Origin of the sequence: Nocardioides taihuensis (assembly GCF_042657275.1) — a bacterium.
GTDB classification, from domain to species: Bacteria; Actinomycetota; Actinomycetes; order Propionibacteriales; family Nocardioidaceae; genus Nocardioides; species Nocardioides taihuensis.
This window is the reverse complement of the sequence record NZ_JBHSKD010000028.1, coordinates 12,902-39,133: the sequence shown is the minus strand read 5'-3', so window position 1 is coordinate 39,133 and position 26,232 is coordinate 12,902. Positions and strand designations below refer to the sequence as shown.

The window sequence follows — 26,232 nt, the reverse complement described above, 5'->3', positions numbered from 1 at the left end:
CAGTGTCTGGCGGGACGGCGCGCGCGCGAGTGCCACTCGAAGATCTCACACGGATCGATGCCTAGGCTCGGGGGAACCGATCAAGACATGCCCGGAGTCACCACATGGGGTGAGTCGCGGCCGGTTGTCGGGAGATCCGGGCGTGCGACAAGCCGTGCCGAGCCGTACAACGTTCAGGCGACAGTTGGCGGAGGCCTACTTGCGCAACGACAACGCCGCCCCCAATCAGTCCGTCTGCGCGTCCGAGACAGCTCTTCTCCGGCCCGAGACTGGCCGCTCCCGCAGCCACAGGAATCAATGTGGCTCGCCGAGGCTGCTGATCGCGCGGCCTTCGACACGTTCGCAGCCAAGGTCAGCTTCAAGGGCAAGAACGCGCTTGACCTGTTCATCTCGGTCAACGGCTTCACGAAACCCGCGCTTGATCGCTACTCCGAGAAGGCCCGTCCATTGCAATGGACGGTGGCGACCTGTTTGCGGTCCTTGACGGCCGCGTGCGACTGGACGATCTCGTGAAGGCCAAGTTGCGGTACCCAAACGAGACGGGATCGTGCTTTCTGCCAAGTTGGTCTTGTCGTCTGACTGACAATCCCAACCGCGCTTGTCCCTGGGATGTCGACGGGATGCTCGATACGCAGGCCGTTATGCCGAAAGGAGCACGTCGGCTAGTGCCTCGGGGAACTTGTCAATGGCTCCGCTCGCAAGGGAGATGGTTCGCAAGTTCCGCCAAAGGTTTGGTCTGACGTGCTCGACGGGCTCATTCCAGATCTCCGCAAGCAAGACCTCCAGCGCGTGGGTGTCGCCTGGCGCTACCGCGCCAACGCGCTTCGCAGGAAAGTCGGTCTCCGGCAGAATGCGGTCCCTTGGAAACGCGGAGATGAGATCACCTGGCATCGCTGAGTTCACGGAGAAATAGGCGCCCGCCTTGACTGCGCGTGTGCACAAGTCCTGAGCCCCGAGGAACCAGTGGAGGACTACGCCCTTGAGCGCGTGTTGCTCCACCCTCTCCACGACCTCGCGAGTCCGTCCGGTGGAGTGTACGGAGATCAGAACCGGCAGGTCCACGCATGCGGTTAGAACATCGTCGAAGACTCGCTCTTGGTCTTCGCGAACACCTCGTCGGTCAAGGCCAACCTCGCCGACTACTGCGAAGCGGGATGCGACAGAGCGGAAGAGCGTGGGGTTGTACTGCGCGAGAGCATCTGGCCGGCCGGGGTGTGCGCCGACCGCCCACGTGAGCTGGCGGTCCGAGCGGGTCGAGGCGTAGTTCGCTTCGGCCAGGCTGCGGGTCATCGCTACGACATGCACATCTCCGAGGCGTTCGATCTGCCGATCGGTGACGTCGGGCGCAATGTGGGCGTGACAGTCCAGAAGGGGGAGCCCTGCCGGGAATGTCACGGCAGGTCGACCATGCCAAGTTCGCGCAGGCCGCGGGCGACAAGATCTTCGGCTCGGTCAAGGTCGTACCCGACTGGCCACGTGCCGGCGTCGATCGCGTTGCCGTCGACGCCTGCAGCAGCGGCTGAGCGGACTGCCTCGATGTCGCCGCGGCGGACTTCGATGAGATGGCCTCTGGGTGCCCCGGTGATCTCGTTGACGAGGTACCGAGTGCTGTCCTTGACCCCGCTGGCGATAAAGGTGCCCCGGCGCACCAGGCAAGGCACGCAGAGGCCGCAGTTGATGTTCGGTGACCCTTCGAAGAAGTTCCCGCCCAGCTTCCCGCAGGAGACGGTCAGAGCGGCCATGGCGTCCCACCCTCCCGGCGGGTCGCCGGCGACGACGGCCGTCATCGCCTCGCCCTTGGTCATCCACTCGAAGGGGTTCTCGATGGTGACGTCGATGCCGAGTGCCCCAAGTAGCCGCTGAACGCGGTCGAACGTGACCGGGTGCGTCGAACGAGTGGAGAGCGCGCCACCGCGGTTCGCCCGAAGGGGAAGGTTGATGCTCGTGTAGCCGTTCTCGGCGACAACGAGGCGGTTCGTGGTCGTGCTTACTGCTGCGGCGACTCCGAGGCTCTGGAACATGAAGGCGCGGCTGCGGCTCGTAGGTTCCGGGCGGACTGTGCCGGAGATCGCGAACCTCGCGTACGACGGTGCCGGCGAGTACTGCTGGCCGAGCCACGTGCCGACCGCGCCCTGCGCGTGCCGGATGGCGGTCGAGGTGTCCTTGTGGCCGAGGAACATTGGCCGTGCTCCGGCGCCGAGGTGTGTGATAGCTCCGAGGAACGAGTCCAGACCGCCGCTGAGAAGGCTGACCGGCTCGAGCGTGGGCACGGAGAACGTGCCCGGGAGGTCGACCGGTGCGGCGGGTGTCACCGAGAGCTCCCACTCGTCGCCGGTGAGCCACGCGAGGAGGTCCGCCGCAGCTTCGAGCGTTGTGGAGTCCCAGAGGTCTGGGTCGAGGGCGGCCAGGCGCAGCGACAAGCTGCGCGAGAAGCGGACGCCCCTTCGCGTTCGACGGTCGGCGAGGTAGGCGCCAACGGCGAGGTGGACCAGGTCCGCGACGGCCGGCGTCACACCGGGGAGAGGGGTGAGGTCCCAGCCCAGGTCAGACTCGACCGCCTTGGTCGCGCTATTGGCGAGTCGTGGCCACGCCAGCGCGACGTAACCGGGTTCGTCTGCCGCATTGTCACTCGCGGCACGGATGGTGTACTTCCCGCCGGTCGCCATGTCATTTCCCCCTCAGGAGCCGGAGGACATCCGCGCTCATCTGCCGGGCCACCTGGTGCATGTCGCTGGTCGACACCATCCCGTACTTGGCAAGACTCAGGCCGCGTGCCTTCGCACGAACGAAGGTGCGCAGGCTCGCCTCTCGAGCGGCTACTTGTTGGGGAGTGAGTTCCTGGGCGAGGTACTGGTCGCGGAGCTCGATGATGCCGATGCGCACCAGCAGTTCGGAGATGAACCCTCTGATCGCCTCCAAACCAGAGACGGCTGGCGCGTCCGCGGGAGTGTTGAGGATGGCCTTCATCTGCTCAAGGGCGGCGTGCCGCATGGCCTGCTCGTCAGGATGGCCAGCTTCGCCGATGGCCACGTCCAGGATCCGCGCACACCGTTGTCGGGGCGAGAGAGCGTCGAGCTCCTGGAGCGTGAGACCGAAGCCGGCCAAAGCCTCGGCATCCCGGTCCCGGTACGCGGTCGCTGCGCCAATCGCGCTACCGCCCCGGGCCGCCTGGCTGGTGATTCGGCGACCGGTGCCCGATGATCCACTTCCCGAGCGGCTGCCGCCCCCGCCGCCCCCGCCGCCCCCGCCACCCCCTGAACTGCCACCTCGTCGCGGAAGGACCTGGGACAGCGGGACGGTCGGCACCTGGGGGCGTGCGGCGGCCGCGTCCTCGGCGATGAGGGCTTGGGCGATCGCTTCGATAAGGCTGTCGGCAGGACTCGGCACTGTCTGGTCATCGCCCGTGTCGGTTGACGTATCCGAGTCGGCGCTTCCGCCGCTGGAGGAGGCGTCGAGCGCCATCCACTCGTCGCGAACCGTCTCCCACGGCGCGGCCCCGCTTCCGCCGTAGGCGGCGTTGGTGCCCATCTAGTCCTCCAGGAACATGGTCGCGGCCGTTTGCACCATGTCGTCATGCCCGGTGTCCGCGGCGATGCGTTCGGCGAGCGGTCTGTAGCTGTCCACCTGTTGCGCTTGCGACATGTTGACGAGCGCTCCTGGCGTGAGGCGGTCGTAGTGCTCCTCAGCTGCTGCGAGGACGAGGTCAACCAACGCGGGCGTCCTGTCGGCCCACGTGATCACGACCTCGAACAGGCGGTCGAGGTCCTCGAGCTTCCGGCCCTGAAGGATCGCGAGCTCCATCGCCGCACGCTGCTCGGGCTCGGCAAGCTCGGATAACGTCACGGCGGCAGCTTCGCGGACGGAGTCGTTGGGGCCCAATAGATCGCCGACAAGCCGGATGGTCGCGTCACTGGCCTGGGCTCCGGAGCGCACGTTGAGCAGGGACGCGGCCAAGTCGATGTATGAGGCGAGGTCGACGTCGGCGAGCGAGGGCTCGGACGCAGCCCAGTGACGGGTGTCTTCCGCGATCCCGGCGGGCAGCTTCGGAGGAGCTGCGGGCTTGCTGGGCGTGGACTTCTTCACCGTCGGGGCGGTCGGTTTGCCGGTCGCCTTTGCCCACGCCTCCCAAGCGGTAAGCAGGGCGCCGCGCTCAGGTCGAGGAGTCGCGGCGAGAGTCTGGAAGGAGGTGCCGTGGAGGTCCTCGAGCAGAAGGAGCTTCATCAGTGCCGCCGGAGGGATAGGGACGCTTCGCGCGGTGGCGAGGGCCCGGCGCACCCCGTAGGCGTTGAGGAACCTCTTGACCTGGCGCGGGTTGGCGAGCCTGTCTGCGGAGAGTCCGTCGGTCAGTTGGGCCGCCAGCGCGAGGGTCGGGGCCGACGGTTTCCAGTCCAGCGTGTCGAGGCCGCCCAAGAACGGTGTGAGGCCGGCATCTCGCCGCTGTCCGCAGTGCTCCGCAAGCGCAAGTGCTTGCGCCGGGGTCGGGTCGTCCTCGGCCGCGAGGAGCATTCCGATGTACGCCTCGGCATCCAGTGGTCCGAGCCGTGGCAATGCGACGGGGAGCTGAACGATCTTCTCCAGGTAGCGCAGGGCGAACGCGGCGCTTCGGTTTGTCTCTCCGAGGCTGGCGGCGATCGATTCTCGGACCATGTCCTGGTCGGCGGCGATCACGAACACCATCCGGGGAACCGCGAGGAAGAGCTTGATGCCTTCGAGGGTTGCCATCACGGCGGCGGGTATGCACCGGTCAAGGTCGTCGACGAGAACGACTACTCGGTCGACGTCGGGGAGCGCGTCGACGAGCTCGGCGAACTCCTTCTTGAAACCGGCCATTGACCGGTCGTCGGCACGTCCTCGTGGCGAGAACGCGTCGACGAGCTCTTCAGGATTCCACTGCATGAGTAAGGCGCCCTTGCCGAGAGCCATCCCGATGCGTCCCCAGCTCAGGCGTTTCCGCAGGTCGTTCAGTTTGGCCTTGACTGTCGCGTCTTCTTTGAACGCGGCCGCGACCTGGTCAAGGATCTCGGCAATCAGGTCGCCGCGTACGTCGTGGTGGTTGTCGTACTGCCACGGGTCGGAGCGGACAACGAGCACCTTCGCGTCCTCCCGGAGGGCGTTCTCCAAGAGGTTGAGGACAGTGGACTTGCCGCCTCCCCATGGGCTGTGAACTCCAATCGCCAAAGGCCCAATGTCTGGGGTTCGGCTGGCCTGCAGGACGGGCTGGACGACCGCGTCAAAGCCCAGCAGGTCGATTGGGCTCGGATTGTCGTCCCAGATGCGAAATGGTGATGCGCTCATTGGTCGCCGTTCGGGTTGAGGTCCGTCGGTGAGTGGGTGCCGCCACGGTAGACCGTGGGACGGACACCCTCGGGACATTCAGCGTGCCGCTGTCTGACTGGTCGATGCGACCGGGCACCGCTGGTCCGGAAACGCCAGCTGGGCGGGTGCGTCTTTGTGGGCGATAGGGGCTCCTCCGAACCAGTCGTCGACGGGTCCCGGGCAGTGGCCCTGTCACCCCGAGCGTCCCGACTGGTAGGAACGACGCATGGGAGTTCCTGGTAATCCGCCGCCGGCTGGGCTGGCTGAGACCGAGCTGTTCGCAGTCGATGCGTATCGCACCGAGTTCGACGCGACCGTGGTCGAGGTCGACCGCGAGGGTGGGCGGCTGCGGCTGGCGCGGACGGCGTTCTACCCCGTCGGCGGTGGGCAGCCGGCGGACACCGGCACGCTGCAGACGCCGGGAGGAGCGATCGCGGTGACCGGCGTACGGCGGGAGAAGGGCGCGATCTGGCACACCGTCGACGTCGGGGACGTCGGGCTCCCGGACGTCGGGGCGGAGGTGCAGGGGGAGATCGACTGGGACCGGAGGTTCCGGTTGATGCGCACCCACACGGCGCTGCACGTGCTGTGCGGGGTGATCTGGGCCGACTACGGGATCCCGGTGACCGGCGGCAACATGGAGCCGATGAAGGGGCGGCTCGACTTCCCGTTCCCCCACATGTCGGCCGACCTGGGGGCGCAGGTCGAGCGGCGGATCAACGAGGAGATCGCGAAGGCGCACGAGATCGTGGTCGACTTCCTGCCGCGCTCGGTGGCCGACAGCGACCCGGCGCTGATCCGTACGAGCGCCAACCTGATCCCGCAGGAGATCGACCCGCTGCGGGTGATCGACATCGTCGGGCTCGACCGGCAGGCCGACGGCGGCACCCACGTGCTGTCCACCGCCGAGGTCGGCAAGGTCCGGGTCGCCGGCACCGAGAGCAAGGGCAAGGACAACAAGCGGATCCGGCTCGAGGTCCTCGACCCCGAGGAGTAGCCACTCAACCTTTCCGGGGTCCCGTTCGTGGAAGCAGGTGAGGGGCCACCAGCGGCCCCGGACCCGAGGAGCACGATGAGTGCGGACGCTGACGCCGAGTTCGAGGCGTTCGTGCGCGGCACGTGGCCCACGCTGCGGCAGGCCGCGTTCGCGCTGACCCGCGACCGCACCCAGGCCGAGGACCTGCTGCAGGACGTGCTGACCCGCACCTACGCCCGCTGGCGCACGGTCGGGCGCGGCGACCCCGTCGCGTACGTCAGGCGCGCGCTCGTCAACGCGTACGTCGACACCTGGCGCCGCAGTCGTCGGATCCGCGAGGAGCCGACCGACCCACCGCCGGACCGCCCGGCGCACGACGGCACCGACGACCGCCTCGCCGCGCGGGCCGACGTCGAGGACCTGCTGGCCAACCTCACCCCACGCGAGCGGGCGATCGTGGTGCTGCGGCACTACTTCGACCTGCCGGAGGCGGAGGTGGCGGCGACGTTGGGCTGCTCGGTCGGCACGGTCAAGAGCACCTGCTCGCGCGCCCTGCAACGGCTCCGGGTCCTCGCCGCGCCCAGCCAGGAGGAGCTGTCATGACCGACCTCGAGCACCGCTTCCGCGCGGGCGTCGACACTCTCGACTCCGGTCTGCCCGCGGAGCCCGACATCGACGCCCTCCGCGCCGGCGGGCGCCGGCTGCGCCGCCGGCGTGCCGCGCTGGTGGCCATCGCCGTCGCGTCGGTCGCCGTGGCGCTCGCACTCCCCTTCGCCCTGGTCGGTGGCACCGACGGGCCGGACAGGGCCCCGGTGGCCACGGACCCGACGCCGAGCCAGACGCGCATCCCCGACCCGGGAGACGCCAACAACCCGCCGAGTGCCGAGGCCATGTCGGCCGCGGTCGTCGAGCGCGTCCCCGAGGCCGAACCACGCGGGGAGCTCGCGCCGGTGCACAGGTACGCCGTGATCCAGGACGGACCCCTCCACTGGACGGGCACCTTCGACTGGGAGCAGCCGTACGACGTCACGGGGCTGTTCGACCTTCGGGTCACGGTACGGCGGCTCGCGCCGGGCGACGTGCGCGAGGACCCGTGCACCGCCTCGGCCCCGCTCGGGGGTGTGTGCTCGTCGGAGACGGTCCAGCAGGGCACCGTCTTCACCCGCGAACGCGCCCACCTGCCCGGCGACGGCTTCGAGAACTACTGGACGCGGCAGGTCACGTTCCTGCGGGTCGATGCCGCGACGGGAGTCGCCACCCTCGTGCAGGTGCGGGCGACCGCGGTCGTGGACACCTGGCGGGGTGCCGAGCGCCTGCTGCCCCCCCGCGAGGCGATGGTGGCGCTGGTGACCGACCAGCGGTTCGACCCGCCAGTGCGCACCGGGGTGGACCCGCCCGGCAACGGCTGAGCGGCGGGTGCCGCACCGCGCGGCCATGTGCAAAAGTGCGGGCATGAGCGACCGCGCGCACCTGATCGGCCTGCTGCTCGGCGCGGAGGAGGACTGGCCGCGCGCCTTCGAGACCCTGCTGCGCCGCGTCGGCCCGATCACCCAGGACGGCGTCACCCACACGCTGGCCACCGAGCGGCTCACCATCGAGCCCTTCCGCCTCGACGACCCGGTGCGCACCGAGCTGGTCATCGACCGTCTCGCGCACTGGTACTACCACCCCCGCGAGTGGCTGAAGAAGGCCGCGCTCGTCAACGGCACCTACCTGCTCAACAGCCCCTTCACCTTCCAGGCCATGGAGAAGCACAGCGCCTACTGCGCGCTGGTCCGCCTCGGCCTGCAGGTCCCGCCGACGACGCTGGTGCCCTACAAGAACCCCGTCGACAACGTCCGCTGGGCCTACACCTCGGAGAAGTACAACCAGTCCTTCGACCTCGACCGGCTCGCCGACGAGCTCGGCTACCCGCTCTACATGAAGCCCTTCGACGGCGGCGGCTGGCGCGGCGTCTCGCGGGTCAACGACCGCGCCGACCTCCACCGGGCGTACGACGAGTCCGGCGAGATGCTGATGCACCTCCAGGCCACCGTCGACTACGAGCACTTCGCCCGCGCGCTCTCGATCGGGCCGGAGACCATGGTCATGGACTTCCGCCCCGACCAGCCGATGCACCGGCGGTACGCCGTGTCCCACGACTTCCTCACCGAGAAGGCCGGGCACCAGGCGGTCGCGATCAGCCGCATCGTCAACGCCTTCTTCCGCTGGGAGTTCAACTCCGCGGAGATGCTGGTGACTGGCGACGACGTCTACCCGATCGACTACGCCAACGCCTGCCCCGACGTCGCGGTCACCTCGCTGCACTACTACTTCCCGTGGGCGATGACGGCACTGGTGCGTTGGACGACGTACTGCGTGGTCACCGGGCGGCGTAGCGGCGTCGACCTCGAGAGCGCGCGCTACTTCGAGATCGCCGACGACGACGCCCTCGACTACGACGCCAAGCTCGAGGCCTACCTCGCGCTGGCCGACGACTACTTCGAGACCGACCGCTACTGGGAGTGGTGCGCCGAGCACCTGCCCCACCTGCCCGAGCAGGTGCACGACTGGGTGACGTCGGAGGAGTTCGACCGGCTCCTGCGCGACACCGTCGCCGCGACGTACCCGCCGCACGAGCACGACGAGTTCATGGCCCACTTCCGTGGCCTGATCGGGCTGTGGGCCGACGACCAGGCGGCTGGCGCACCGACCTCCTGAGTCAGTGGCGGCGCGTGCAGCCGCAGCCGTTGTCGGCCTTGGCGGCGGCGAGTGCCGCCCGCTCGATGTGCTTGCGCTTGGCCGGTGTGGTCTGGGAGTCGGGGCCGGTCTTGTCCCAGGTCGTCTCGCCGGCGCGGAAGGTGCGCACGACGTTGGCGAGGGCGAGCTTGCGCATCGGCACGACCGTCGCGTCGACGTCGAGGATCTGCAGGTCCGCGTCCTTGCCGACGACGACCGTTCCGGTGACGGCCTCCTGGTACATCTGGTGGGCGGAGCCGCGGGTGTGCATCGCCAGCGAGGCGTCCAGGGGGAGCGCCTGGTCGGGATTGAGCGGTAGGCCGGTGCCGCCGGCACCGCTGGAGGGCAGGCCGCCGAGGCCGATCCGGTCGACGGCGGTGGCGACCTGGTTCCACGGCGCCAGCGGGTCGACCGGCCAGTCCGAGCCGCCGGCGAGCGCGCCGCCGGCGTTCCAGACGCTGCGGGCGGGGTAGAGCCGCGCGTAGCGGTCGTCGCCGATGTAGGGGTGGAGGGCCTCGTTGGTCCAGTAGTCGCTGCAGGCCCACTGCAGCTGGAAGTCGGGGATCACGCCGAGCGTGGCGAACCGGCCGTAGTCGGCGGGGTCGATCAGCTGCAGGTGCGCGATCGTGTGGCGTACGGCGGAGCCGTGGTTGGCCGCCCGGGCCGCGGCGACACCGTCGAGACCGGTGCGTACGGCGCGGTCACCGATCGCGTGCATGTGCACCTGCCAGCCGGCCCGGTCGAAGACGGTGATGATGCGCGACAGCGTCGCGGTGTCGACGTACAGGTTGCCGCGGTTGCTCGTCGGCGTGCCGTCGGCGTCGAGGTAGGGGTCGATCAGCGCGGCCGTCTGGGCGGGGTACTCCATCACCCCGTCGAGGAAGATCTTGATCGTCCGGATCGAGAGCCAGGGCGTGCCGGCGTACGCGGAGGCGAGCCCCTCGGCCCAGGCCAGGCCGCCGGCCGGGTCGTCGAAGTACTCCTCGGGCAGCAGCAGCATCGCCTGCGCCCGCTGCCGCAGCAGGCCCTGCGCGCCGGCGAGCGCGTAGAGGTCGAGCTCGGCCGGGGTGACGTAGGCGTCCTGGAACGACGTGATCCCCATCGACGCCATGTAGCCGGAGATCGCGCCGAACCACGGCAGCTGCTCCTCGGCCGACAGCGACGGGATCTTCGCCATCACGAGGTCCTGCGCGGTGTCGACGAGGACGCCGGTCGGCTCGCCGCTGGAGTCGCGCACGATCACGCCTCCCGCCGGGTCGGGGGTGTTGCGGTCGATGCCCGCGATCTCGAGGGCGCGGCTGTTGACGAAGGAGTTGTGGCCGTCCGAGCCGCGCAGGATGATCGGCCGGTCCGACGGGTTGGTGAGCTCGTCGAGGTACTGCTTGACCGCGGGCAGTGCGTCGACCGGGCAGGCGACCGGGTTCCAGCCGAGCACGAAGAGCCAGTCGCCGCGGTAGACCGTGCTCGGGCTCGCCAGGAAGCCGTTGAGCGCCGACTGCATCTCCGCGAGGGTGAGCTGGGCGTCGTCGAGCGTCGGGTAGATCAGGTACTGCACGACGGCCGTGGGGTGCACGTGCCCGTCGTGGATGCCCGAGATCACGGTCCGGCCCGCGGCCGAGAGCACGACGGTGCGGTTGCCGACGTACCGGCCCATCGCCCGGCTGGTGCCGACGCCCATGATCCTGCCGTCCTCGCCGATCGCGACCGCCTCGGCGATGCCGCCGGTGCCCGTCCACACCCGCGCGTTCTTGATGACCGTGGCGGCCTGGGTCGAGCCCGGCCCGGACGAGGCGCGCGCCGCCGTACCCGTCGCGGTGGTGAGCGTGGTCGCGGCGGCGCCGGTGGCGGCGGCGCCGAGGAGGTGGCGACGGGTGAGCTGGGTCATGGGGTTCTCCTGCTGGGTGGGGCTATGCGGGGCGGTGGGCGGCGATGCGGGCCTCGATGCCGTCGAACACCAGGTCGAGCGCGATGTCGAAGGCGTCGTCGAACTCGTCCAGGTAGGGGCGGGCGGCGTGGAGGTGGGGGAACTGCTCGGGCGGCAGGGTGCGGTACGTCGTGTCCCACGCGGCGGCGTCGCGCGACTTCGCGCTCTCCGGCAACGCCTCGAAGGCAGCCGTGAACGCCGACCACGCGAGGATCGTGTCCGCGAGGGCGCGCTGGACCGCGACGACCTCGCGCGTCGGCAGGCCGGTCGCCGCGAGCGTGGCGAGGCCGCGCTCGATCGCGACCGCCTCGTTCGCGCCCTGGGTGATCCGGATGCTGACCAGCCGGGCCAGCTCGGGGTGGCGCACGAGGGTGTCGCGGATGCTGTGGGCCGCGACGCGGTTGACCGTGCGCCAGTCGGCATCGGGAGGCGTGGCGGTCAGCACCGGGTCGAGAGCCTCGCCGAGCAGGCGGTCGCCGAGCGCGAGCAGCAGCTCGTCCTTGTTGCGGAAGTGCCGGTAGGCGGCGGTGGGGTCGGCGCCGAGCTCGGCCCCGAGGCGCCGGAAGGTCAGGGCACCGTCGCCCTCGCGGTCGATGAGCGCCTGGGCCGCGTCGAGGATGCGCTCCCGTGAGAGCTCGGGGCGCGGGGCGCGCTCCGGGGCGCGGGAGGGTCGGGTGGTGGCGGCCACCACCGGAGTCTCGGGGTGGTCACCGGTGGAGTCAACGCTGTTGACTCGGCGGTCTGGACGCCCCTGGCGTCAGCGCAGCGCGCGGTGCACGGCGATCGCGCCGAGCGCGCAGACGACCCCGGCGGTGACCAGCCCTGCCGGCACCTGGCCCCGGGTCCGTCGGCCGAGCAGGGCGCGCCGGGCCTGGCTGGAGAGGACGGACCCGTCGCTCTGGTGGGAGAACGCCGAGCCCCGGCACTGGTGGGAGAACAGCGACGTCACCGACATCGATGACCCGATCGAGCCGGCCGACGCGAACGAACCGATGCTCGCGAACGACGCCACCGAGGCTGCGCTGCCGATCGAGAGCACGGAGTCCTGCGAGGCGATCGACAGCAACGAGTTCTCCGACCAGATCGACCACACGCCTGCGAGCGTAGTCGCGGCTAGGCCCCGCCCTCGTGCTGGCGGCGCTCGTGCAGGCGCTGCTGCGCGGCGGGCAGGTAGGCCAGGCACGGCGCCTCGGCGTCCGGGTGCTTCTCGACGAGGTGGAAGATCCAGCGGTCCATCGCGGCCATGAAGCCGTTGTCCTGGCCGGCGCGGTAGGTCGCCCACGGCCGGTCGCCCTTGGTGGTGCAGGTCGTGCAGGTGACCTTGTAGACGTACTTGTCCTGGGCGTCGACCTCGATCCGCACCGTCGCCAGCGGGCCCGCCTCGACCGCGGCCTTCCGCTCCCGCGCGGACCGGCTCGCCACCATCTCGTGCTCCTTCTCCTCGGCCACGGGGAGCCTACGCGCCGGCGGTGGTCCAGCCCGGCGGGCGTCAAACGGTGCGTCAAACGGTGTCGCGGTCTGCTGGTGCCACGACCACCGGCGGACCGCGCCGGCGGCGTGATCAGAAGGAGGAGCACGATGCCGTTGTTCATGGACGTCCACACCGTCCCGGGTGGCGTGGCCGCCGGAGACGTCGCCCAGGCCCACCAGGCCGACCTCGCCACGCAGGGCGCGTTCGGCGTCGACTACCAGCGCTACTGGGTCGACGAGCAGGCCGGGAAGATCTTCTGCCTGGTCGAGGCGCCCGACGCCGAGGCCGCCCACGCCGTGCACCGCGAGGCGCACGGGCTCGTGGCCGACGAGATCTTCCCGGTGAGCGAGCACGCCTGACGGCCGGCCGCCGACAGGAGACCATGGGGCATGAGCGCGAGCCGGGTCGGGACGACGTGAGCCTGGTCGTGCAGCTGCTGGGGCAGCCGGCCATCACCCGCGACGGCGACGAGGCCTACCAGCCGCGCAGCCGCAAGACGTGGTGCGTGCTGGCCTACCTGCTGCTGTGCCAGCGTCCCCCGACCCGGGCGCAGCTCAGCTCCCTGCTCTTCTCCGGCGCCGACGACCCGGCCCGGGCCCTGCGCTGGAGCCTGACCGAGATCCGGCGCGCGCTCGGGCCGGGCGCGACCGTCGACGGCGACCCCGTCGTGCTCCGCCTGCCGGACCACGCGGTGGTCGACGCGTCGCTGCTCACCCGCGGGGCCTGGCTCGAGGCGGTCGACCTGCCCGGCCTGGGCCTCGACCTCCTCGAGGGCACCAGTGTCCGCGACGCCCCGGGGTACGACGCGTGGTTGCTCGCGCAACAGAGCCATCTGCGGGCCGCGGGGGAGGCGGTGCTCCACGAGGCGGCGCTCGGGTCGATGGCCGTCTGCCAGCTCGACACCGCGCTCCGGCACGCGACGCGCCTCGTCACGCTCGACCCCCTCGACGAGGGCCACCAGGCGCTGCTGATCCGGCTCTACCGGATGACCGGCGACGACGACGCGGCCGCCCGCCAGCTGGCCTCGGTCCGCGAGCTCTTCGACCGCGAGCTCGGCGTGGAGCCGGGCGACGTGGTCGAGCGGGCCGGCCGCGCCGGCCGGCAGGACTCCGCGACCGCCGCCGACACCGCCTCCGTCGACGCGCTGCTCGAAGCCGGCTCTGCCGCGATCTCCGCCGGCGCCCACGACGCCGGGATGGCCGCGCTGACCGCGGCGGTCGCGCAGGCCGACGCCACCGGTGATGCCGTACGACGGGTCGCTGCGCGCGTCGCCCTTGCCGAGACCTGCATCCACGCGCTACGGGGCCTCGACGAGGAGGGGCTGCCCCGGCTCTTCGAGGCCGACCGGATCGCCCACGACCACGGCCTGCGGCAGGGCGTCGCCGACGCGCGCTCCGAGCTGGGCTACGTCGACTTCCTGCGCGGGCGCTACGACCGGGCCGAGCGATGGCTCGGCGAGGCGCTCGTCTACGCCGGCGGCGCGGTCGCCCCCACCGCCCGCGCGCTGGCCTACCTCGGCTCCGTGGTGAGCGACCAGGCCGACTACCCGCGCGCCGTCGGGCTGCTCGCCGAGTCGGTGGCCCTCGCCGAGGAGGCGGGGGAGCCCCGGCGCGCGGCGTACGCCCTGTCGATGCTCGGCCGGGTCGCGATGCTGCGCGGCGACACCGCGGAGGCGGCGACGCAGCTCGACCGGTCGATCGCCGTGGCGGAGGCCGACCGGTGGCTGGCCCTGCTGCCGTGGCCGCAGGCGCTACGGGGCGAGCTCCACCTGCTCGCCGGCGACCGGGACGCCGGCGCCGCGATGATCGAGCAGGCCTTCGCCCGCGCCTGCCAGCTCGGCGACCCGTGCTGGGAGGGGACGGCGACCAGGGCCCGGGCCCTGGTGGCGGAGGACGCCGGAGACGCCGACGAGGCCTTCCGGCTGCTCGGCGAGGCGCGCGTGAGAGCCAACCGGCTGGCGGACCCCTACGTCTGGCTCGACGGCCACCTCCTAGACACGCTCTGCACCCTCGGGCGGCGCCACGGCCACCCCGACACGCGGGCGTGGGCCGAGGCGCTGCGCGGCGTCGCCGCGCGCGGCGGCATGCGCGAGCTCGTCGTCCGCTGCGCCCTCCACCGCGCGGCGCTGGGCGAGCCCGGCGAGGCCGACGCCGCGGCCGTGATCGCCGCCGAGATCGACAACCCGGTGCTGGCGCGGCTGGTGGAGGCGGCGCTGCCTGTCGGAGGCACGACCTAGGGTCGGGCGCGTGGTCCTCCAGCTCACGCAGGCCGACGCGCGCCGGGTCGCGGTGCAGGCGCAGTGGCTCGCGCTGCCGCGCCCGCGCGCGGTGATGGAGGTGCTGCGCCACCTGACCGTGCTCCAGCCCGAGCCGACCCGGCCCGTCGCCCCGAGCGCCGACCTCGTGCTGTGGAGTCGGCTCGGCTCGTCGTACGACCCCGGCGAGCTGGTCGCGGCGGTCGAGCAGCAGGAGCTGCTGGAGCACCAGGGCTACCTCCGCCCGGCGGAGGACCTCGCGCTCTACCGCGCCGAGATGGCCCACTGGCCCGGGCTGCCGCCGCGCAAGCAGTGGCAGGACGACAACCTCGCCTGGGTCGAGGCCAACGACGCCTGCCGCCGCGACATCCTCGAGCGGCTGCGGCAGGACGGGCCGCTCCCGCTCACCGAGCTGCCCGACACCTGCGAGGTGCCGTGGAGGTCGTCGGGATGGAACGACGACCGCAACGTGCGGATGCTGCTCAAGCTGATGGTCGCCCGCGGCGAGGTCGCCGCCGCGGGTCAGGAGGGCCGCGTACGGCTCTGGGACCTCGCCGAGCGGGTCTACCCCGACGACCCCGTGCCCGACGTCCACGACGCGCTGCGCATCCGCGACGAGAAGCGGCTGCGCGCCCTCGGCATCGCCCGCGCCCGGGGCACCGCACTCCCCGGCGAGCCGATCCACGTCGGCCGGGCGGGCGAGGCGGCCGTCGTCGAAGGAGTCCGGGGGGAGTGGCGGGTCGAGCCGTCGCTGCTCGACGGGCCGTTCGCCGGCCGGACCGCGCTGCTCTCGCCGTTCGACCGGATGGTCCAGGACCGCAAGCGCCTCGCCGACCTCTTCGGCTACGACTACGCGCTCGAGATGTACAAGCCCGTCGAGCAGCGGCGTTGGGGCTACTACGCCCTGCCGGTGCTCCACGGCGACCGCTTCGTCGGCAAGCTCGACGCCACCGCCGAGCGCGACGAGGGCGTGCTGCGCGTCGACGCCGTCCACCGCGAGCCCGCGTGGGAGCACGGTTTCGACGACGACATCGCCGCCGGCGTACGTGCGGAGATCGAGGACCTCGCCCACTGGCTCCGCCTCGAGCCGATGTGGCCGGACGGGTGGGAGTGAATGTTCGCCCGGACGGGGTAACGGCGGCGTGAATTCTTTCTCCGTCGACGCGACATGACACAGTCCGCGGCAGCGCGACGGCCCTGCAGGGAGGTCCTCTTGCTCGTCTCACCCCGGTTCCTGGTGCCGGTGGCCGTCCTCGGCCTGCTCGTCCCCGCCGCGCCCGCGACCTCCGTCGGTGGCCGGTCCACGATCACGACCGTCGCCGGCTCGGGCGGCGGGTTCCGCGGTGACGGCGGGCCGGCGTCGCAGGCCGAGCTCGAGCAGCCGCGCGACACGGCGCTCGCCCCCGACGGGTCGGTCTACGTCACCGACACCTTCAACCACCGGATCCGCAGGATCGCCCCCGACGGCACCATCACCACGATCGCCGGGACCGGTTCGCAGGCCTGGAACGCGGACGGCATCGCGGCGACGTCGGCCAGCCTCTCGATGCCCCACGACGTCACGGTGCGCCGCAACGGTGTCGTCTACATCGCCGACTCGGGACACCACCGGATCCGGCGGGTCGGCCTCGACGGCACCATCACCACCGTCGCCGGCACCGGCAGCGCCGGCTCGACCGGCGACGGCGGACCCGCCACGCAGGCGCAGATCCGCAGCCCCAAGTCGGTGGCCCTCTACGACGGTGGCCTCTACTTCTCCTCCCTCGAGGACAAGATCCGGCGGGTCGACCTCAGGACCGGGACGATCACGACGGTCGCGGGCACCGGCGAGCCCGGCTACTCCGGGGACGGGGGCCCGGCCACCGCGGCCCGCCTCCACTCGCCCCAACGCATCGCGATCGACTCCCGCGGCACCATCTACGTCGCCGACAGCGACAACAACGTCGTACGCCGCATCGGCGCCCGCTCCGGGGTGATCACCACCATCGCCGGGACCGGCGTCGCGGGCTCCTCGGGCGACGGCGGCGCGGCCGGCAGCGCGCTGCTCGACCACCCGCGCGGCCTCGCCCTCGACGGCGACGACCGGCTCTACGTCGCCGACTCCAACAACCACCGGGTGCGCCGGGTCGACCTGACCACGGGGACGATCCGGCTGGTGGCGGGCACGACGCGGGGCTTCTCGGGCGACGGCGGCGCGGCCGGCAGCGCGCAGCTCTACCAGCCCCGCGGCCTCACGGTCCTCGCCGACCACAGCCTGCTGGTCGCCGACTCGTTCAACAACCGGCTCCGACTGATCGCCTCTCCCTGACATCCCCCAGCCGGGCTGTCGACCGCCCTAGGCTGCGGCCGTGATCCGCGTCGTGGTGCTCCTCGCGGTGCTGGTGCTGTGGTTCCTGCTCGGCCCGTGGGTGCTGGTGGCCGCGCTGGCCTCGCTGCTGGTGCCGCGCGTGCGCGCCTTCCTGCGTCCGGAGCACCCGTGGCGCGGGCTCGGCATCGCCCTGGCCGTCGTCCTCGTGCTGGGCGGCATCGTCTGGCTGATCCCCGACGGCCGGCTCCCGCTGCCGCCGGGTGCGGGCGTGCTCGTCTCCCCGTCGTACGTCGGGCGGCCGGCGATGGCGCGACCGATCGACGGCGTCGAGGTGCCGCAGAACCCCCACCTCGCCCCCAACGGCGCGAGCTCGATGCACGACGACGCGTGGGCCACCGACTCCTACGCCTGGCCGGGTCCGCTCGGCGAGAAGCCCGAGGTCGACACGGCCTGGTACGGCATCGAGGAGTGCGCCAGCCTCGCCTTCGACACCCAGGAGCGGATCATCGCGCTCTGCGGCGACCTCTCCGGCCCGCGCCTGCACGTCGTCGACCCCGAGACCCTGCGCTTCCTCACGACCAAGGACCTGCCCGACCGCGTCGACGTCGAGGGCAAGGCACCGTGGGAGAACCTCTGCGGCGGCGCCTACTTCTACCTCGACCAGGACGACCGCGCGGTCGTCGCCACCACCGACCGGCAGGTGCTGGCCGTGGCGACCTCCGACGGCGACGGCAACGCCGACCTCACCGTCGACGACTCCTGGGACCTCGCCGACGACATCCCGTCCGACGACTGCATGATCGCGTTGCTGCCCGACTGGGCCGGGCGGATCTGGTTCGCGACCTCGAAGGGCCGCGTGGGCGTGGTCGACCCCGAGACCGACGAGGTGCAGGTCGAGGCGCTGGGCGAGGAGATCGCCAACTCCATCGCGACCGACGAGACCGGCGGGGTGTACGTCGTGACCACCGGCGCGCTCTACCGGCTCTCGGCCGACGCGGGCGGGCGCCCGCGCGTCGACTGGCGCCAGCAGTACGACGCCGGCAGCGAGCAGAAGCCCGGGCAGCTCAGCCAGGGCAGCGGCACCACGCCGACCCTCCTGCCCGGCGGGCTGGTCGCGATCACCGACAACGCCGACCCCCGGATGCACGTGCTCTTCCTGCGCCGCGACACCGGCGAGGAGGTCTGCGAGGCACCGGTCTTCGACGACGGCGCGAGCGCCAGCGACAACTCCCTCGTCGTGGTCGGCCCGGCGAGCGTCGTGGTCGAGAACAACTACGGGTACGCCAGCCCGCTGAGCACCGTGCTCGGCCGCACCACCACGCCGGGCTTCGCGCGCGTCGACCTCGTCGACGGCCGCTGCAAGGTCGCGTGGACCAACGACGACATCGTCGGCCCGACCTCGGTCGCCAAGTCGTCGCTGGCCACCGGCCTCGTCTACGCCTACACCAAGCGCCACAGCTGGTGGGGCGCCAGCGCCTGGTACCTCACCGCCCTCGACGCCACCACCGGCCGCCACGTCTTCAGCGTCCGCACCGGCACCAGCATCTTCGCCAACAACCACTACTCCGCGGTGACGATCGCGCCCGACGGCTCGGCGTACGCCGCGACCCTCGGCGGCCTGGTCCGCGTCCGCGACGGCGGGTAGCCGAGGTCGGACGGGAGCGCACCCGATTTCCGGACGCTCGACGTCCGGTGCCCGTCGTACCGTCGTGGCATGGACATGATCGGCGGGGACCAGATCACGGCAGCCCGGCTCACCGACTGGCGCAAGCTGGCGCAGGGCCTGCACGCGCGCTACGTCGTCGACGACTTCGCCTCCGGTGCGGCCCTGGTCGCGGCCGTGGGCGAGGCCGTGGACGACGTGGGCGACCACCTCCGGGCGACCGTCGGTGACGGCTTCGTCGACCTCAGGCTGATCAGTCTCGACGCGGTCTACCGCGACGGCGACGGGGGTGAGCACGTCGTCGAGTGGGTGACCCAGCGCGACCTCGACCTGGCCGCGCAGATCACCGCCGTCGCGGCCGGGCTCGGCGCCCGCCCCGACCCCGCCGGCCTCGCCGCCGTCGAGCTGGCCCTCGACACCGCGCACGGCGACGAGGTCGCGCGCTTCTGGTCGGCGCTGCTCACCGGCGGCGACGAGGCGCTCGGCCGCGGCACCATCGGCAACGACGTCCGCGACGCCCAGGGGCGCGTGCCCTACCTGTGGTTCCAGGAGACCGAGGAGCACGAGGCACCTCGCCAGCGCTTCCACCTCGACATCTTCGTCCCCCGCGACCACGCCGAGGCCCGCATCGCCGCCGCGGTGGCGGCCGGGGGCACCGTGGTCAGCGAGAACGACGGCTACACGATCCTGGCCGACCGCGACGGCAACCAAGCCTGCGTCAACCTGTCCTCGCCGCTGGCCGAGTAGCGCCGGACCGGCCGTCCGCTACTCGGCGATCGGCTCCCAGACCAGCTCGGCGACGTCCATGACGAGGTCCGCCTCACCGTCCGGGTCAGCGGGTGCCCGCACCTCGCCGACGCACACGCACACCACATCGTTCAGGCGGCGGTATCGGTCGTCGTCGCTCAGGTGCAGCAGCGAGCCGACGATCTGCCGTCGCCCCGCGGGGTAGGCGCGCCCGTAGCCGTGGCTCTCGACCATCAGCGTCGCACCGTCGTCCGTCTCGATCACGGCGCGCAGGTCGGGGCAGAAGGGGCCGTCGGCGGTGCGGCGGCGCGGGAAGTTGGCCCCCCTGAACCTGCCGCTGACCGACCCCTCGCACCGCCCCTCGGCCATGAACAGGTACTGACTCCACCCGCCCTCCAGCTCGACTCCCCACTCCTCGGGGTAGGTGAAGCGCACGCGGTACAGCGGCTCGAGTCTCATGGTCCCTCCACTCGCGTCCGACGCCTGGTGCGGACCCGTGCCATGCTCACCGGATGATCCTGGCCTGTCACACCCTGGTCTACTCCGACGACGCCGAGGCGACCCGCGCGTTCTTCCGCGACGTGATCGGGTTCCCCCACGTCGACGCCGGCACCGGTGACGACGGCTGGCTGATCTTCGCGACCGGCCCGAGCGAGCTCGGCGTCCACCCGACCGGCCCGATGCACGACGGCTCGACCAGCGCGCGCCACCACGCGATCAGCTTCGTCGTCGACGACCTCGACGCGACGATGGCCGAGCTGCGCGACCGGGGCGCCGAGTTCAGCTCCGGGCCCGACGACCACGGCTACGGGATCGTGGCGATGGTGCAGGTGCCCGGCGCGGACGACGTCCAGCTCTACCAGCCGCGCCACCGCACGGCGTACGACGCGGCGGAGGCCTGACCGGGCTCAGGCGAGCCCGTCGAGGTGGGGCCGCACCAGGTCGACGAGTCGCGCGTGGGTCTCCGCGTCGGCCGCCGCGACCAGTCCGCGGCCGGTGCCGAGCGGCGCCCCGGCCAGGTCGGTGACGACGCAGCCGGCGCTGCGGCACAGGTCGATGCCGGCGGCGACGTGCACGTTGTCGGTGAAGGTCCCGTCGCTGACGTAGCCCGCCCGCCGTCCCGCCGCCACCCAGGCGAGCGCGAGGGTGCTCGACAGCACGCGCGGCCCGAACGCCGCGCGGAACGCGCCGTCGGTGAGCAGCTGCGCACCCCGGGACGGCCGGTCGGGCGGCCCGTCGCAGTTGACGTCGACCAGGCGCGACCTGCCCGACGGGAGCAGCGGCTCGTCGGCGCCCTCGACACGCACGCAGGTGCGTGAGCCGTCGGTCCAGAAGGCCTCGCCGGCGATCGGGTCCGCGCTCACGGCGGCAGGAGCGTCGGCACCGACGAGCGCGACGTTGACCGCGACGAGAGGCGTCCGCGCGGCGAAGTTGAGCGTGCCGCAGAGCGGGTCGACCAGCCAGCGGCGACCGGGGGCGGCGTCGCCGCCCGACTCCTCGCCGACCCGGGCGTCGTCGGGCCGCTCCCGCGCGACCACCTCGAGGATGGCGCGCTCGGCCTCGAGGTCGGTGTCGGTCGCGAAGTCGAGCCCCGCCTTGGCGTGCCGCACCACCGCGGCGCCGTAGGCCGCCCGGACGACCGCCGCCCCCGCCGCGGCCGCGGCCAGGGCGACCTCGATGTCCGTCGGTCTCGTCACCGTGCGCCCTAGGGGTAGGCGATCCCCGTGGCCTGCTCGCTGAGCTCCCAGAGCGCCCGCTGGGCGACCTCGTCGGTGGCCAGGCTGGTGCAGCCGACGGCCACCGGCAGTCCGCGGCTCTCCCGGAAGCCGCTCGGTCCGCAGTACGTCGACCCCGGCAGGTCGGCGACGCCGGCCATCAGCGTCGGCAGCGCGCCGTCCGCGGCCGGCTGCGCGACCGCACGGATCGTGGCGTCGAGGATCGTGGCGCGGCCGCCCTTCGCCCGCCCGTAGCGGCCGTTGGCCGCCAGGTGCGTCGCCGCGAAGCCGGGGTGGGCGGCCAGCGCCCGCACCGGCAGCGCCGCCTGGCGGCACCGGCGGTCGAGCTCGAAGGTGAAGAGCAGGTTGGCCAGCTTGGTCTGCGCGTAGGTCTGCCACCGCGAGTAGTGCCCGCTCCCCGGCTGCCGCGGGTCGCCCAGCGGCGCGCGCCGCGCGACCCGGTGCATCGGCGACGACACCGTCACCACGCGGCCGTCGTCGCTGGCCACGAGCTGGGGCAGCAGCAGGCCGGTCAGTGCGAAGGGGCCGAAGTGGTTGGTCGCCATCTGCAGCTCGAAGCCGTCCACCGTCCGTGCGTACGGCGGAGCCATCACGCCGGCGTTGTTCACCAGCACGTCGACCGGCCCGTACGACGCGGCCCGGGCCGCCGCGAGCCGCACGGAGCCGAGGTCCGCGAGGTCGACGGACAGCGGGGCCAGGTCGGCCTGCGGCACCTCGGCGCGGATCGCCGACTCCGCGTCGTCGACCTTGCTCGCGGAGCGTCCTGCCAGCACCACGCTCGCGCCGGCACGGGCGAGCTCGAGGGCCGTGAACCAGCCGATCCCGCCCGGCGTCACGCCGGTGACGACCATCCGGCGGCCCGACAGGTCGGGCATCTCGGTGAGGTCCCAGACGTCGGTGGCGACCCTCACGGCGTCACCGCCAGCGCGTCGACGACCTGCCGGGCGAGCGCCACGTCACCCCGCAGCGACACCGCGCGGTCCTCGGCCCGGCGCCGCCCGCCGGCGAGCACGACGAAGGTCTCGCGGTCGCAGGCGATCGTCGCCGTCGGCTCGGTCGGGGCCTCGGCCAGCCGGACGCCGCGACCCGCCTCGTCCACGGCGTAGGCCACCGGGGCGTGGCCGTGCACGAGCAGCAGCACGGTGGTGCCCGGCGCCGCGCCCACCTTCTTGGCCAGCACGAAGCCGAGGCTCTCGGCGAGGTAGTCGGCCACGTGCACCGCCGCCGCGCCGTCGAGTCCGCCGGGGCGGCCGACCGCGCGGCGTACGTCCTGGTCGTGCATCCAGACGTCGAGCGGCCGGTTGCGCAGCAGCCGCTCCCAGCTCCAGCCGACGCCGCCGAACATCCGCGGCGGGGATGCACCGGCGTCGGTCGGCGGGTCGGCGAGCAGAGCGGTGTGCCGGGCGGTCGCGGACTCGCGGATCTCGGTGATCAGCTCGTCGGGCGTGCGGTCCTTGCGGGCGACGACGCCCTGCTCGGTGTAGAGGCCGAGCAGCCCGGTCACGTGTGGCGGCTGCCCGACGTCGACGGTCTCCTCCGGAGCCCCGGCCAGCACGGCCTCGAGGTGGGCGGTGTGCGCGGCGACGTCGTGCACGTCCCAGCCCGGGAGGTCGGTGGGCCGGTGCCAGTCCTCGTCGGAGAGCTCCTCGAGCAGCCGCGTGAAGTCGTCCACCGCCTGCCACCAGACCTCGACGTAGCCCGCCAACCGCGCGGCGTCGCTCCCGCCGGTCGAGCCTGCTCCGTCGGTCCAGCCTGCTCCGTCGGTCGAGCCTGTCGAGACCACGGCCCCATCCGTCATGGCCTCCACCCTAGGGGCCGGCCCACGCGCCGCCCGGCCGGGTCTCAGCCCAGCGCGAGGCTGACCGCGATCGCCAGCATGGTCAGGCCGATCACGACGTCGAGCACCTGCCACGACCGCGGCCGCGCCAGCAGCGGCGAGGCCGTCCGTGCGCCGTAGCCCAGCCCGCAGAACCACACCGCGCTCGCCACCGACGCTCCGAGCGCGAACCACCACCGGTCCTGCGGACCGTGCTGGTTGGCGATCGAGCCGAGCAGCAGCACCGTGTCGAGGTAGACGTGCGGGTTGAGCCAGGTCAGCGCCAGCGCGGCGAGCACGACGCCGCGGCGGCCTCCGCTCCCGACCGCGGCCCGCAGCGCCTCCGGGTGCCGGGCGCGCAGCAGCGACCGCACGCCGTACGCCGTGAGGAAGGCGACGCCGAACCACCGCACCGCCTCGACCGCCCACGGCGCCCGCTCGACGAGCGTGCCGATGCCGGCCACGCCCGCGACGATCAGCACGACGTCGGAGACCGTGCAGATCGCGACGACCACGCCGACGTGGTCGCGGGTCAGTCCCTGTCGCAGCACGTACGCGTTCTGCGCGCCGATGGCCACGATCAGCGACAGGCCGGTGAGGAGACCGGCGACGGCGGCGGCGAGCACCGCACGACCGTAGCGGTCAGGCGATCCGGCGCCGGTACGTCGCCATCGCCAGGACGTAGGCGACGACCAGGATCCCGACGCACCAGGAGAGCGCCACCCACGCGTCTCCGCCCACGGGCTGCTCGGCCAGCAGGTCGCGGAGGGTGTCGACGACCGACGTCACGGGCTGGTGCTCGGCGAAGGCCCGCACGGGGCCCGGCATGCTCTCGGTGAGCACGAAGGCCGAGCTGATGAAGGGCAGCAGGATCAGCGGGTAGGAGAACGCCGCGGCCCCGTCCACCGACGTCGCCGACAGCCCCGCGATCACCGCGAGCCAGGTGAGGGCGAGGGTGAACAGCACCAGGATCCCCACGACGGCGAGCCACGCCAGCGGGCCCGCTCCCGACCGGAAGCCCATCAGGAGGGCGACCAGCACCACCACGGCGAGCGAGACCAGGTTGGCCACCAACGAGGTCAGCACGTGCGCCCAGAGCACGGCCGAGCGCGCGATCGGCAGCGACTGGAACCGCTCGAAGATGCCGCTGCGCATGTCGAGGAACAGCCGGTAGGACGTGTAGGAGATGCCCGAAGCGACCGTGATCAACAAGATCCCCGGCAACAGGTAGTCGACGTACGGCTCCGAGCCGGTCTCGATCGACCCGCCGAAGACGTACACGAAGAGCAGCAGGAAGGCGATCGGCATCACCGTCGTCGTGATGATCGTGTCGGGGCTGCGCGCGACGTGCTTGAGCGAGCGCCCGAGCAGGACCCGGGTGCCGCCGACGAAGTGCCCGGTCATCGCGGTCCCCTGCTCGTTCCGCTCCCGGCGCCGACCACCGCGAGGAAGACCTCCTCGAGCGTCGGCTGCTTCTCGACGTACTCCACCTCGGCCGGCGGCAGCAGTGCCTTCAGCTCCGTGAGCGTGCCGTCCGCGATGATCCGTCCCTCGTGGAGGATCGCGATCCGGTCGGCGAGCTGCTCGGCCTCCTCGAGCTGCTGCGTCGTCAGCAGCACCGTGGTTCCCCGCCCCGACAGCTCGCGCACGCTGTCCCACACCTCGAGCCGCGACTGCGGGTCGAGCCCGGTCGTCGGCTCGTCGAGGAACACCACCGGCGGGTCGCCGACCAGGCTCATCGCGATGTCGAGCCGTCGTCGCATGCCTCCGGAGTACGTCGCGACGCGACGCCCGGCCGCCCCGGTCAGCCCGAAGCGGGCCAGGAGCCCGTCCGCGACCCGGCCGGTGTCGGGGAGGTGGCGCAGCCGCGCCACCAGCACGACGTTCTCGCGGCCGGTCAGGGTCTCGTCCACCGCCGCGAACTGGCCGGTGAGGCTGATCGAGGCCCGCACGTCCGCAGGGTGTGCGGCGACGTCGAAGCCGGCCACGGTGGCCGAGCCCGCGTCGGCGCGCAGCAGGGTGGAGAGGATCCGCACCAGCGTGGTCTTGCCGGCGCCGTTCGAGCCGAGCAGGGCGACGATGCTGCCCGGTGGCACGTCGAGGTCCACGCCGCGCAGCACGCGCAGGTCGTCGTAGGACTTCTCGATGCCCTGCACCTGGATGGCCGCGGCGGTCACGGCCGCTCGCCCCGCTCCGCGTCCTCGACCGCCTGCGTCAGGCGGGCACGCTCCTTGTCGATCCACCGCTTGCCGGTGTAGGCCGCGGCGAAGGTCTCGGCGAACTCGACCGGGTCGTCGCCGACGATCGCGCGGACCGGCGTACCGTCCACGGCGGCCCGCTCCCAGAGGTCGGCGAAGTCGTCGAACATCGTCAGCGAGGTCTCACCGTCCGTGATGCCCGCGCAGTACATGAGGTAGCGCTGCACCGCCTTCGCGACGGAGCCGTAGGGCTCGGGAAGCGCCTCGATCCGGGCCTTGTACTGGCGGTACTGCTTCTTCTGCTCGAGCGAGCCGGTGACCAGCTCGATCCATCGTGCAGCCATGGCTACCTGCCTCCTTCGCGGAGCTGGTCGAGACGTCCTGCGAGGAAGCTCCAGGTCCTCCAGAACTCGTCGAGGTGGTCGCGCCCCCGGGCGTTGAGGGAGTAGACCTTGCGCGGCGGCCCCTTCTCGGAGGGCACCTTCTCGACGTCCACGAGGCCGCGCTGCTCGATGCGCACGAGCAGCGCGTACACCGTGCCCTCGGCGATGTCGGTGAAGCCCTGCTCGCGCAGCCACGCGGTGATCTCGTAGCCGTACGCCGGGCGGCCGGCGAGGATCGCGAGCACGATCCCCTCCAGCGTGCCCTTGAGCATCTCGGTGACCTGCTTGCCCACCGCCGACTCCCTGCTACTCAGTGTTGCTGACTACCACTAGATAGTAACACTGAATACCGGTCCTGCCAGGGTCCGGACACGACTCCGGCACGCCTGCGGGGGTCAGGCGTGCCGGAGAGGTGCGGAGGTCGGGGTCAGAGCTCGCGGCGCTCCTCGACGTGGGTGGTGCGCGAGCGCTGCTGGTTCATCACCAGCGCGAGCACGATGGCCAGGATGCCGACGACGAGGCAGATCCAGCCGAGCGTGGAGACGTCGACGTAGTCGGCCATCGAGGCGGGCGTGTCGATCGCGCCGAGGACCAGGATCAGCCCGATGACCAGAAGGACGATGCCGATACCGATGCCCATGGTGGGTGTGCTCCTCGTGTGAGTCGGGGGAAACAGGCTCGACGGAGGGGGTACCCGCTCGGGCGGCTCGTCAATCAGCAGG

Annotated in this window: 30 protein-coding genes; 12 read left to right on the top strand and 18 right to left on the bottom strand. The window is 72.0% G+C overall.

The window, feature by feature from the left end; all coding sequences use genetic code 11:
• The first annotated feature begins 297 nt into the window (after positions 1-297).
• Positions 298-513, top strand: a complete 216-nt coding sequence (locus tag ACFPGP_RS22550) for a hypothetical protein (RefSeq protein WP_378593684.1) — start codon at positions 298-300, stop codon at positions 511-513.
• Positions 514-639: 126 nt separating this feature from the next.
• Here ACFPGP_RS22550 and ACFPGP_RS22545 read toward each other — a convergent pair whose 3' ends face one another.
• Genes ACFPGP_RS22545 through ACFPGP_RS22530 form a run of 4 tightly spaced genes read right to left on the bottom strand, consistent with a single transcriptional unit; the run spans position 640 to position 5,295 of the window.
• Positions 640-1,395, bottom strand: coding sequence for a TatD family hydrolase (locus tag ACFPGP_RS22545; protein WP_378593682.1), 756 nt, complete (start codon positions 1,393-1,395; stop codon positions 640-642).
• The gene (locus tag ACFPGP_RS22540) at positions 1,392-2,666 is read right to left on the bottom strand and encodes a hypothetical protein (protein WP_378593680.1); all 1,275 of its coding nucleotides are present in this window, start codon (positions 2,664-2,666) and stop codon (positions 1,392-1,394) included. The genes ACFPGP_RS22545 and ACFPGP_RS22540 overlap by 4 nt, the downstream gene beginning before the upstream one ends.
• Before the next feature lies 1 nt (position 2,667).
• Positions 2,668-3,528: a hypothetical protein gene (locus ACFPGP_RS22535; protein ID WP_378593679.1), complete on the bottom strand. Its 861-nt coding sequence runs from the start codon at positions 3,526-3,528 to the stop codon at positions 2,668-2,670.
• Positions 3,529-5,295, bottom strand: a complete 1,767-nt coding sequence (locus ACFPGP_RS22530; protein ID WP_378593677.1) for a KAP family P-loop NTPase fold protein — start codon at positions 5,293-5,295, stop codon at positions 3,529-3,531. It lies immediately after the preceding gene.
• A gap of 247 nt (positions 5,296-5,542) precedes the next feature.
• Between ACFPGP_RS22530 and ACFPGP_RS22525 the strand changes: the two genes are divergently transcribed.
• The 4 genes from ACFPGP_RS22525 to ACFPGP_RS22510 all read left to right on the top strand — a co-directional run bounded on the left by ACFPGP_RS22525 (position 5,543) and on the right by ACFPGP_RS22510 (position 8,992).
• Positions 5,543-6,313: an alanyl-tRNA editing protein gene (locus ACFPGP_RS22525; RefSeq protein WP_378593675.1), complete on the top strand. Its 771-nt coding sequence runs from the start codon at positions 5,543-5,545 to the stop codon at positions 6,311-6,313.
• Between the two features lie 75 nt (positions 6,314-6,388).
• The gene (locus ACFPGP_RS22520) at positions 6,389-6,895 is read left to right on the top strand and encodes a SigE family RNA polymerase sigma factor (RefSeq protein ID WP_378593673.1); all 507 of its coding nucleotides are present in this window, start codon (positions 6,389-6,391) and stop codon (positions 6,893-6,895) included.
• Positions 6,892-7,701 (top strand): hypothetical protein, encoded by an 810-nt coding sequence (locus ACFPGP_RS22515; protein WP_378593671.1) that lies wholly within the window; start codon positions 6,892-6,894, stop codon positions 7,699-7,701. Before ACFPGP_RS22520 ends, ACFPGP_RS22515 begins: the two co-directional genes overlap by 4 nt.
• 43 nt (positions 7,702-7,744) lie before the next feature.
• On the top strand, positions 7,745-8,992 hold the full coding sequence (locus tag ACFPGP_RS22510; protein WP_378593669.1) for an ATP-grasp domain-containing protein: 1,248 nt from the start codon (positions 7,745-7,747) through the stop codon (positions 8,990-8,992).
• Position 8,993: 1 nt separating this feature from the next.
• Here the strand turns inward: ACFPGP_RS22510 and ACFPGP_RS22505 are convergent, their stop codons facing one another.
• From ACFPGP_RS22505 to ACFPGP_RS22490, 4 genes are all read right to left on the bottom strand, one after another.
• Positions 8,994-10,895, bottom strand: a complete 1,902-nt coding sequence (locus ACFPGP_RS22505; RefSeq protein WP_378593667.1) for an amidohydrolase — start codon at positions 10,893-10,895, stop codon at positions 8,994-8,996.
• A 22-nt stretch (positions 10,896-10,917) separates the two neighbouring features.
• Entirely contained in the window at positions 10,918-11,622 is a 705-nt protein-coding gene (locus ACFPGP_RS22500; protein ID WP_378593665.1) for a TetR/AcrR family transcriptional regulator, read from the bottom strand.
• Between the two features lie 69 nt (positions 11,623-11,691).
• Complete coding sequence (locus ACFPGP_RS22495) at positions 11,692-12,027, bottom strand: hypothetical protein (protein WP_378593663.1); 336 nt, start codon at positions 12,025-12,027, stop codon at positions 11,692-11,694.
• Positions 12,028-12,047: 20 nt separating this feature from the next.
• Positions 12,048-12,383, bottom strand: coding sequence for a hypothetical protein (locus ACFPGP_RS22490; protein ID WP_378593661.1), 336 nt, complete (start codon positions 12,381-12,383; stop codon positions 12,048-12,050).
• Between the two features lie 129 nt (positions 12,384-12,512).
• On the opposite strand from ACFPGP_RS22490, the gene ACFPGP_RS22485 reads away from it, so the two are divergent.
• The 6 genes from ACFPGP_RS22485 (at position 12,513) to ACFPGP_RS22460 (ending at position 19,377) form a co-directional block, all read left to right on the top strand.
• On the top strand, positions 12,513-12,764 hold the full coding sequence (locus ACFPGP_RS22485) for a DUF4242 domain-containing protein (RefSeq protein WP_378593659.1): 252 nt from the start codon (positions 12,513-12,515) through the stop codon (positions 12,762-12,764).
• 23 nt (positions 12,765-12,787) lie between these two features.
• Entirely contained in the window at positions 12,788-14,641 is a 1,854-nt protein-coding gene (locus tag ACFPGP_RS22480; RefSeq protein ID WP_378593657.1) for an AfsR/SARP family transcriptional regulator, read from the top strand.
• Between the two features lie 10 nt (positions 14,642-14,651).
• Positions 14,652-15,773: a DNA glycosylase AlkZ-like family protein gene (locus ACFPGP_RS22475; protein WP_378593655.1), complete on the top strand. Its 1,122-nt coding sequence runs from the start codon at positions 14,652-14,654 to the stop codon at positions 15,771-15,773.
• Between the two features lie 99 nt (positions 15,774-15,872).
• The gene (locus ACFPGP_RS22470) at positions 15,873-16,967 is read left to right on the top strand and encodes an NHL domain-containing protein (RefSeq protein ID WP_378593653.1); all 1,095 of its coding nucleotides are present in this window, start codon (positions 15,873-15,875) and stop codon (positions 16,965-16,967) included.
• Between the two features lie 40 nt (positions 16,968-17,007).
• Complete coding sequence (locus ACFPGP_RS22465; RefSeq protein WP_378593651.1) at positions 17,008-18,612, top strand: PQQ-binding-like beta-propeller repeat protein; 1,605 nt, start codon at positions 17,008-17,010, stop codon at positions 18,610-18,612.
• A 69-nt stretch (positions 18,613-18,681) separates the two neighbouring features.
• A complete protein-coding gene (locus ACFPGP_RS22460; protein ID WP_378593649.1) occupies positions 18,682-19,377 on the top strand; it encodes a VOC family protein in 696 nt (231 codons plus the stop codon).
• A gap of 18 nt (positions 19,378-19,395) precedes the next feature.
• Here ACFPGP_RS22460 and ACFPGP_RS22455 read toward each other — a convergent pair whose 3' ends face one another.
• Positions 19,396-19,836: a DUF3237 family protein gene (locus ACFPGP_RS22455; RefSeq protein ID WP_378593647.1), complete on the bottom strand. Its 441-nt coding sequence runs from the start codon at positions 19,834-19,836 to the stop codon at positions 19,396-19,398.
• 53 nt (positions 19,837-19,889) lie between these two features.
• Between ACFPGP_RS22455 and ACFPGP_RS22450 the strand changes: the two genes are divergently transcribed.
• A complete protein-coding gene (locus ACFPGP_RS22450) occupies positions 19,890-20,279 on the top strand; it encodes a VOC family protein (RefSeq protein ID WP_378593645.1) in 390 nt (129 codons plus the stop codon).
• Between the two features lie 6 nt (positions 20,280-20,285).
• Here ACFPGP_RS22450 and ACFPGP_RS22445 read toward each other — a convergent pair whose 3' ends face one another.
• From ACFPGP_RS22445 to ACFPGP_RS22405, 9 genes are all read right to left on the bottom strand, one after another.
• Positions 20,286-21,074: an inositol monophosphatase family protein gene (locus ACFPGP_RS22445; RefSeq protein ID WP_378593643.1), complete on the bottom strand. Its 789-nt coding sequence runs from the start codon at positions 21,072-21,074 to the stop codon at positions 20,286-20,288.
• 8 nt (positions 21,075-21,082) lie between these two features.
• Complete coding sequence (locus tag ACFPGP_RS22440; protein ID WP_378593641.1) at positions 21,083-22,024, bottom strand: oxidoreductase; 942 nt, start codon at positions 22,022-22,024, stop codon at positions 21,083-21,085.
• Positions 22,021-22,911, bottom strand: coding sequence for a maleylpyruvate isomerase family mycothiol-dependent enzyme (locus ACFPGP_RS22435; RefSeq protein WP_378593640.1), 891 nt, complete (start codon positions 22,909-22,911; stop codon positions 22,021-22,023). The genes ACFPGP_RS22440 and ACFPGP_RS22435 overlap by 4 nt, the downstream gene beginning before the upstream one ends.
• A gap of 44 nt (positions 22,912-22,955) precedes the next feature.
• On the bottom strand, positions 22,956-23,555 hold the full coding sequence (locus ACFPGP_RS22430) for a LysE/ArgO family amino acid transporter (protein WP_378593638.1): 600 nt from the start codon (positions 23,553-23,555) through the stop codon (positions 22,956-22,958).
• Positions 23,556-23,571: 16 nt separating this feature from the next.
• Complete coding sequence (locus ACFPGP_RS22425; RefSeq protein WP_378593636.1) at positions 23,572-24,333, bottom strand: ABC transporter permease; 762 nt, start codon at positions 24,331-24,333, stop codon at positions 23,572-23,574.
• The gene (locus ACFPGP_RS22420) at positions 24,330-25,106 is read right to left on the bottom strand and encodes an ABC transporter ATP-binding protein (RefSeq protein WP_378593634.1); all 777 of its coding nucleotides are present in this window, start codon (positions 25,104-25,106) and stop codon (positions 24,330-24,332) included. Before ACFPGP_RS22420 ends, ACFPGP_RS22425 begins: the two co-directional genes overlap by 4 nt.
• Complete coding sequence (locus ACFPGP_RS22415) at positions 25,103-25,471, bottom strand: DUF1048 domain-containing protein (RefSeq protein WP_378593632.1); 369 nt, start codon at positions 25,469-25,471, stop codon at positions 25,103-25,105. Before ACFPGP_RS22415 ends, ACFPGP_RS22420 begins: the two co-directional genes overlap by 4 nt.
• A gap of 2 nt (positions 25,472-25,473) precedes the next feature.
• The gene (locus ACFPGP_RS22410; RefSeq protein ID WP_378593630.1) at positions 25,474-25,803 is read right to left on the bottom strand and encodes a PadR family transcriptional regulator; all 330 of its coding nucleotides are present in this window, start codon (positions 25,801-25,803) and stop codon (positions 25,474-25,476) included.
• A 134-nt stretch (positions 25,804-25,937) separates the two neighbouring features.
• Positions 25,938-26,150 carry a DUF6458 family protein gene (locus ACFPGP_RS22405; protein ID WP_378593628.1) on the bottom strand — a complete coding sequence of 71 codons (213 nt, stop codon included), beginning with the start codon at positions 26,148-26,150 and terminating at the stop codon, positions 25,938-25,940.
• Positions 26,151-26,232: the final 82 nt, after the last annotated feature.

Excerpts from the sequence above, each read along its gene's own strand:
- ACFPGP_RS22550 (WP_378593684.1), top strand. The coding sequence starts at position 298 with ATGTGGCTCGCCGAGGCTGCTGATCGCGCGGCCTTCGACACGTTCGCA.
- ACFPGP_RS22450 (WP_378593645.1), top strand. The coding sequence starts at position 19,890 with ATGATCCTGGCCTGTCACACCCTGGTCTACTCCGACGACGCCGAGGCG.
- ACFPGP_RS22510 (WP_378593669.1), top strand. The coding sequence starts at position 7,745 with ATGAGCGACCGCGCGCACCTGATCGGCCTGCTGCTCGGCGCGGAGGAG.
- ACFPGP_RS22425 (WP_378593636.1), bottom strand. The coding sequence starts at position 24,333 with ATGACCGGGCACTTCGTCGGCGGCACCCGGGTCCTGCTCGGGCGCTCG.
- ACFPGP_RS22530 (WP_378593677.1), bottom strand. The coding sequence starts at position 5,295 with ATGAGCGCATCACCATTTCGCATCTGGGACGACAATCCGAGCCCAATC.
- ACFPGP_RS22455 (WP_378593647.1), bottom strand. The coding sequence starts at position 19,836 with ATGAGACTCGAGCCGCTGTACCGCGTGCGCTTCACCTACCCCGAGGAG.
- ACFPGP_RS22415 (WP_378593632.1), bottom strand. The coding sequence starts at position 25,471 with ATGGCTGCACGATGGATCGAGCTGGTCACCGGCTCGCTCGAGCAGAAG.
- ACFPGP_RS22460 (WP_378593649.1), top strand. The coding sequence starts at position 18,682 with ATGGACATGATCGGCGGGGACCAGATCACGGCAGCCCGGCTCACCGAC.
- ACFPGP_RS22515 (WP_378593671.1), top strand. The coding sequence starts at position 6,892 with ATGACCGACCTCGAGCACCGCTTCCGCGCGGGCGTCGACACTCTCGAC.
- ACFPGP_RS22525 (WP_378593675.1), top strand. The coding sequence starts at position 5,543 with ATGGGAGTTCCTGGTAATCCGCCGCCGGCTGGGCTGGCTGAGACCGAG.
- ACFPGP_RS22535 (WP_378593679.1), bottom strand. The coding sequence starts at position 3,528 with ATGGGCACCAACGCCGCCTACGGCGGAAGCGGGGCCGCGCCGTGGGAG.
- ACFPGP_RS22485 (WP_378593659.1), top strand. The coding sequence starts at position 12,513 with ATGCCGTTGTTCATGGACGTCCACACCGTCCCGGGTGGCGTGGCCGCC.
- ACFPGP_RS22540 (WP_378593680.1), bottom strand. The coding sequence starts at position 2,666 with ATGGCGACCGGCGGGAAGTACACCATCCGTGCCGCGAGTGACAATGCG.
- ACFPGP_RS22505 (WP_378593667.1), bottom strand. The coding sequence starts at position 10,895 with ATGACCCAGCTCACCCGTCGCCACCTCCTCGGCGCCGCCGCCACCGGC.
- ACFPGP_RS22480 (WP_378593657.1), top strand. The coding sequence starts at position 12,788 with ATGGGGCATGAGCGCGAGCCGGGTCGGGACGACGTGAGCCTGGTCGTG.
- ACFPGP_RS22405 (WP_378593628.1), bottom strand. The coding sequence starts at position 26,150 with ATGGGCATCGGTATCGGCATCGTCCTTCTGGTCATCGGGCTGATCCTG.
- ACFPGP_RS22435 (WP_378593640.1), bottom strand. The coding sequence starts at position 22,911 with ATGACGGATGGGGCCGTGGTCTCGACAGGCTCGACCGACGGAGCAGGC.
- ACFPGP_RS22520 (WP_378593673.1), top strand. The coding sequence starts at position 6,389 with ATGAGTGCGGACGCTGACGCCGAGTTCGAGGCGTTCGTGCGCGGCACG.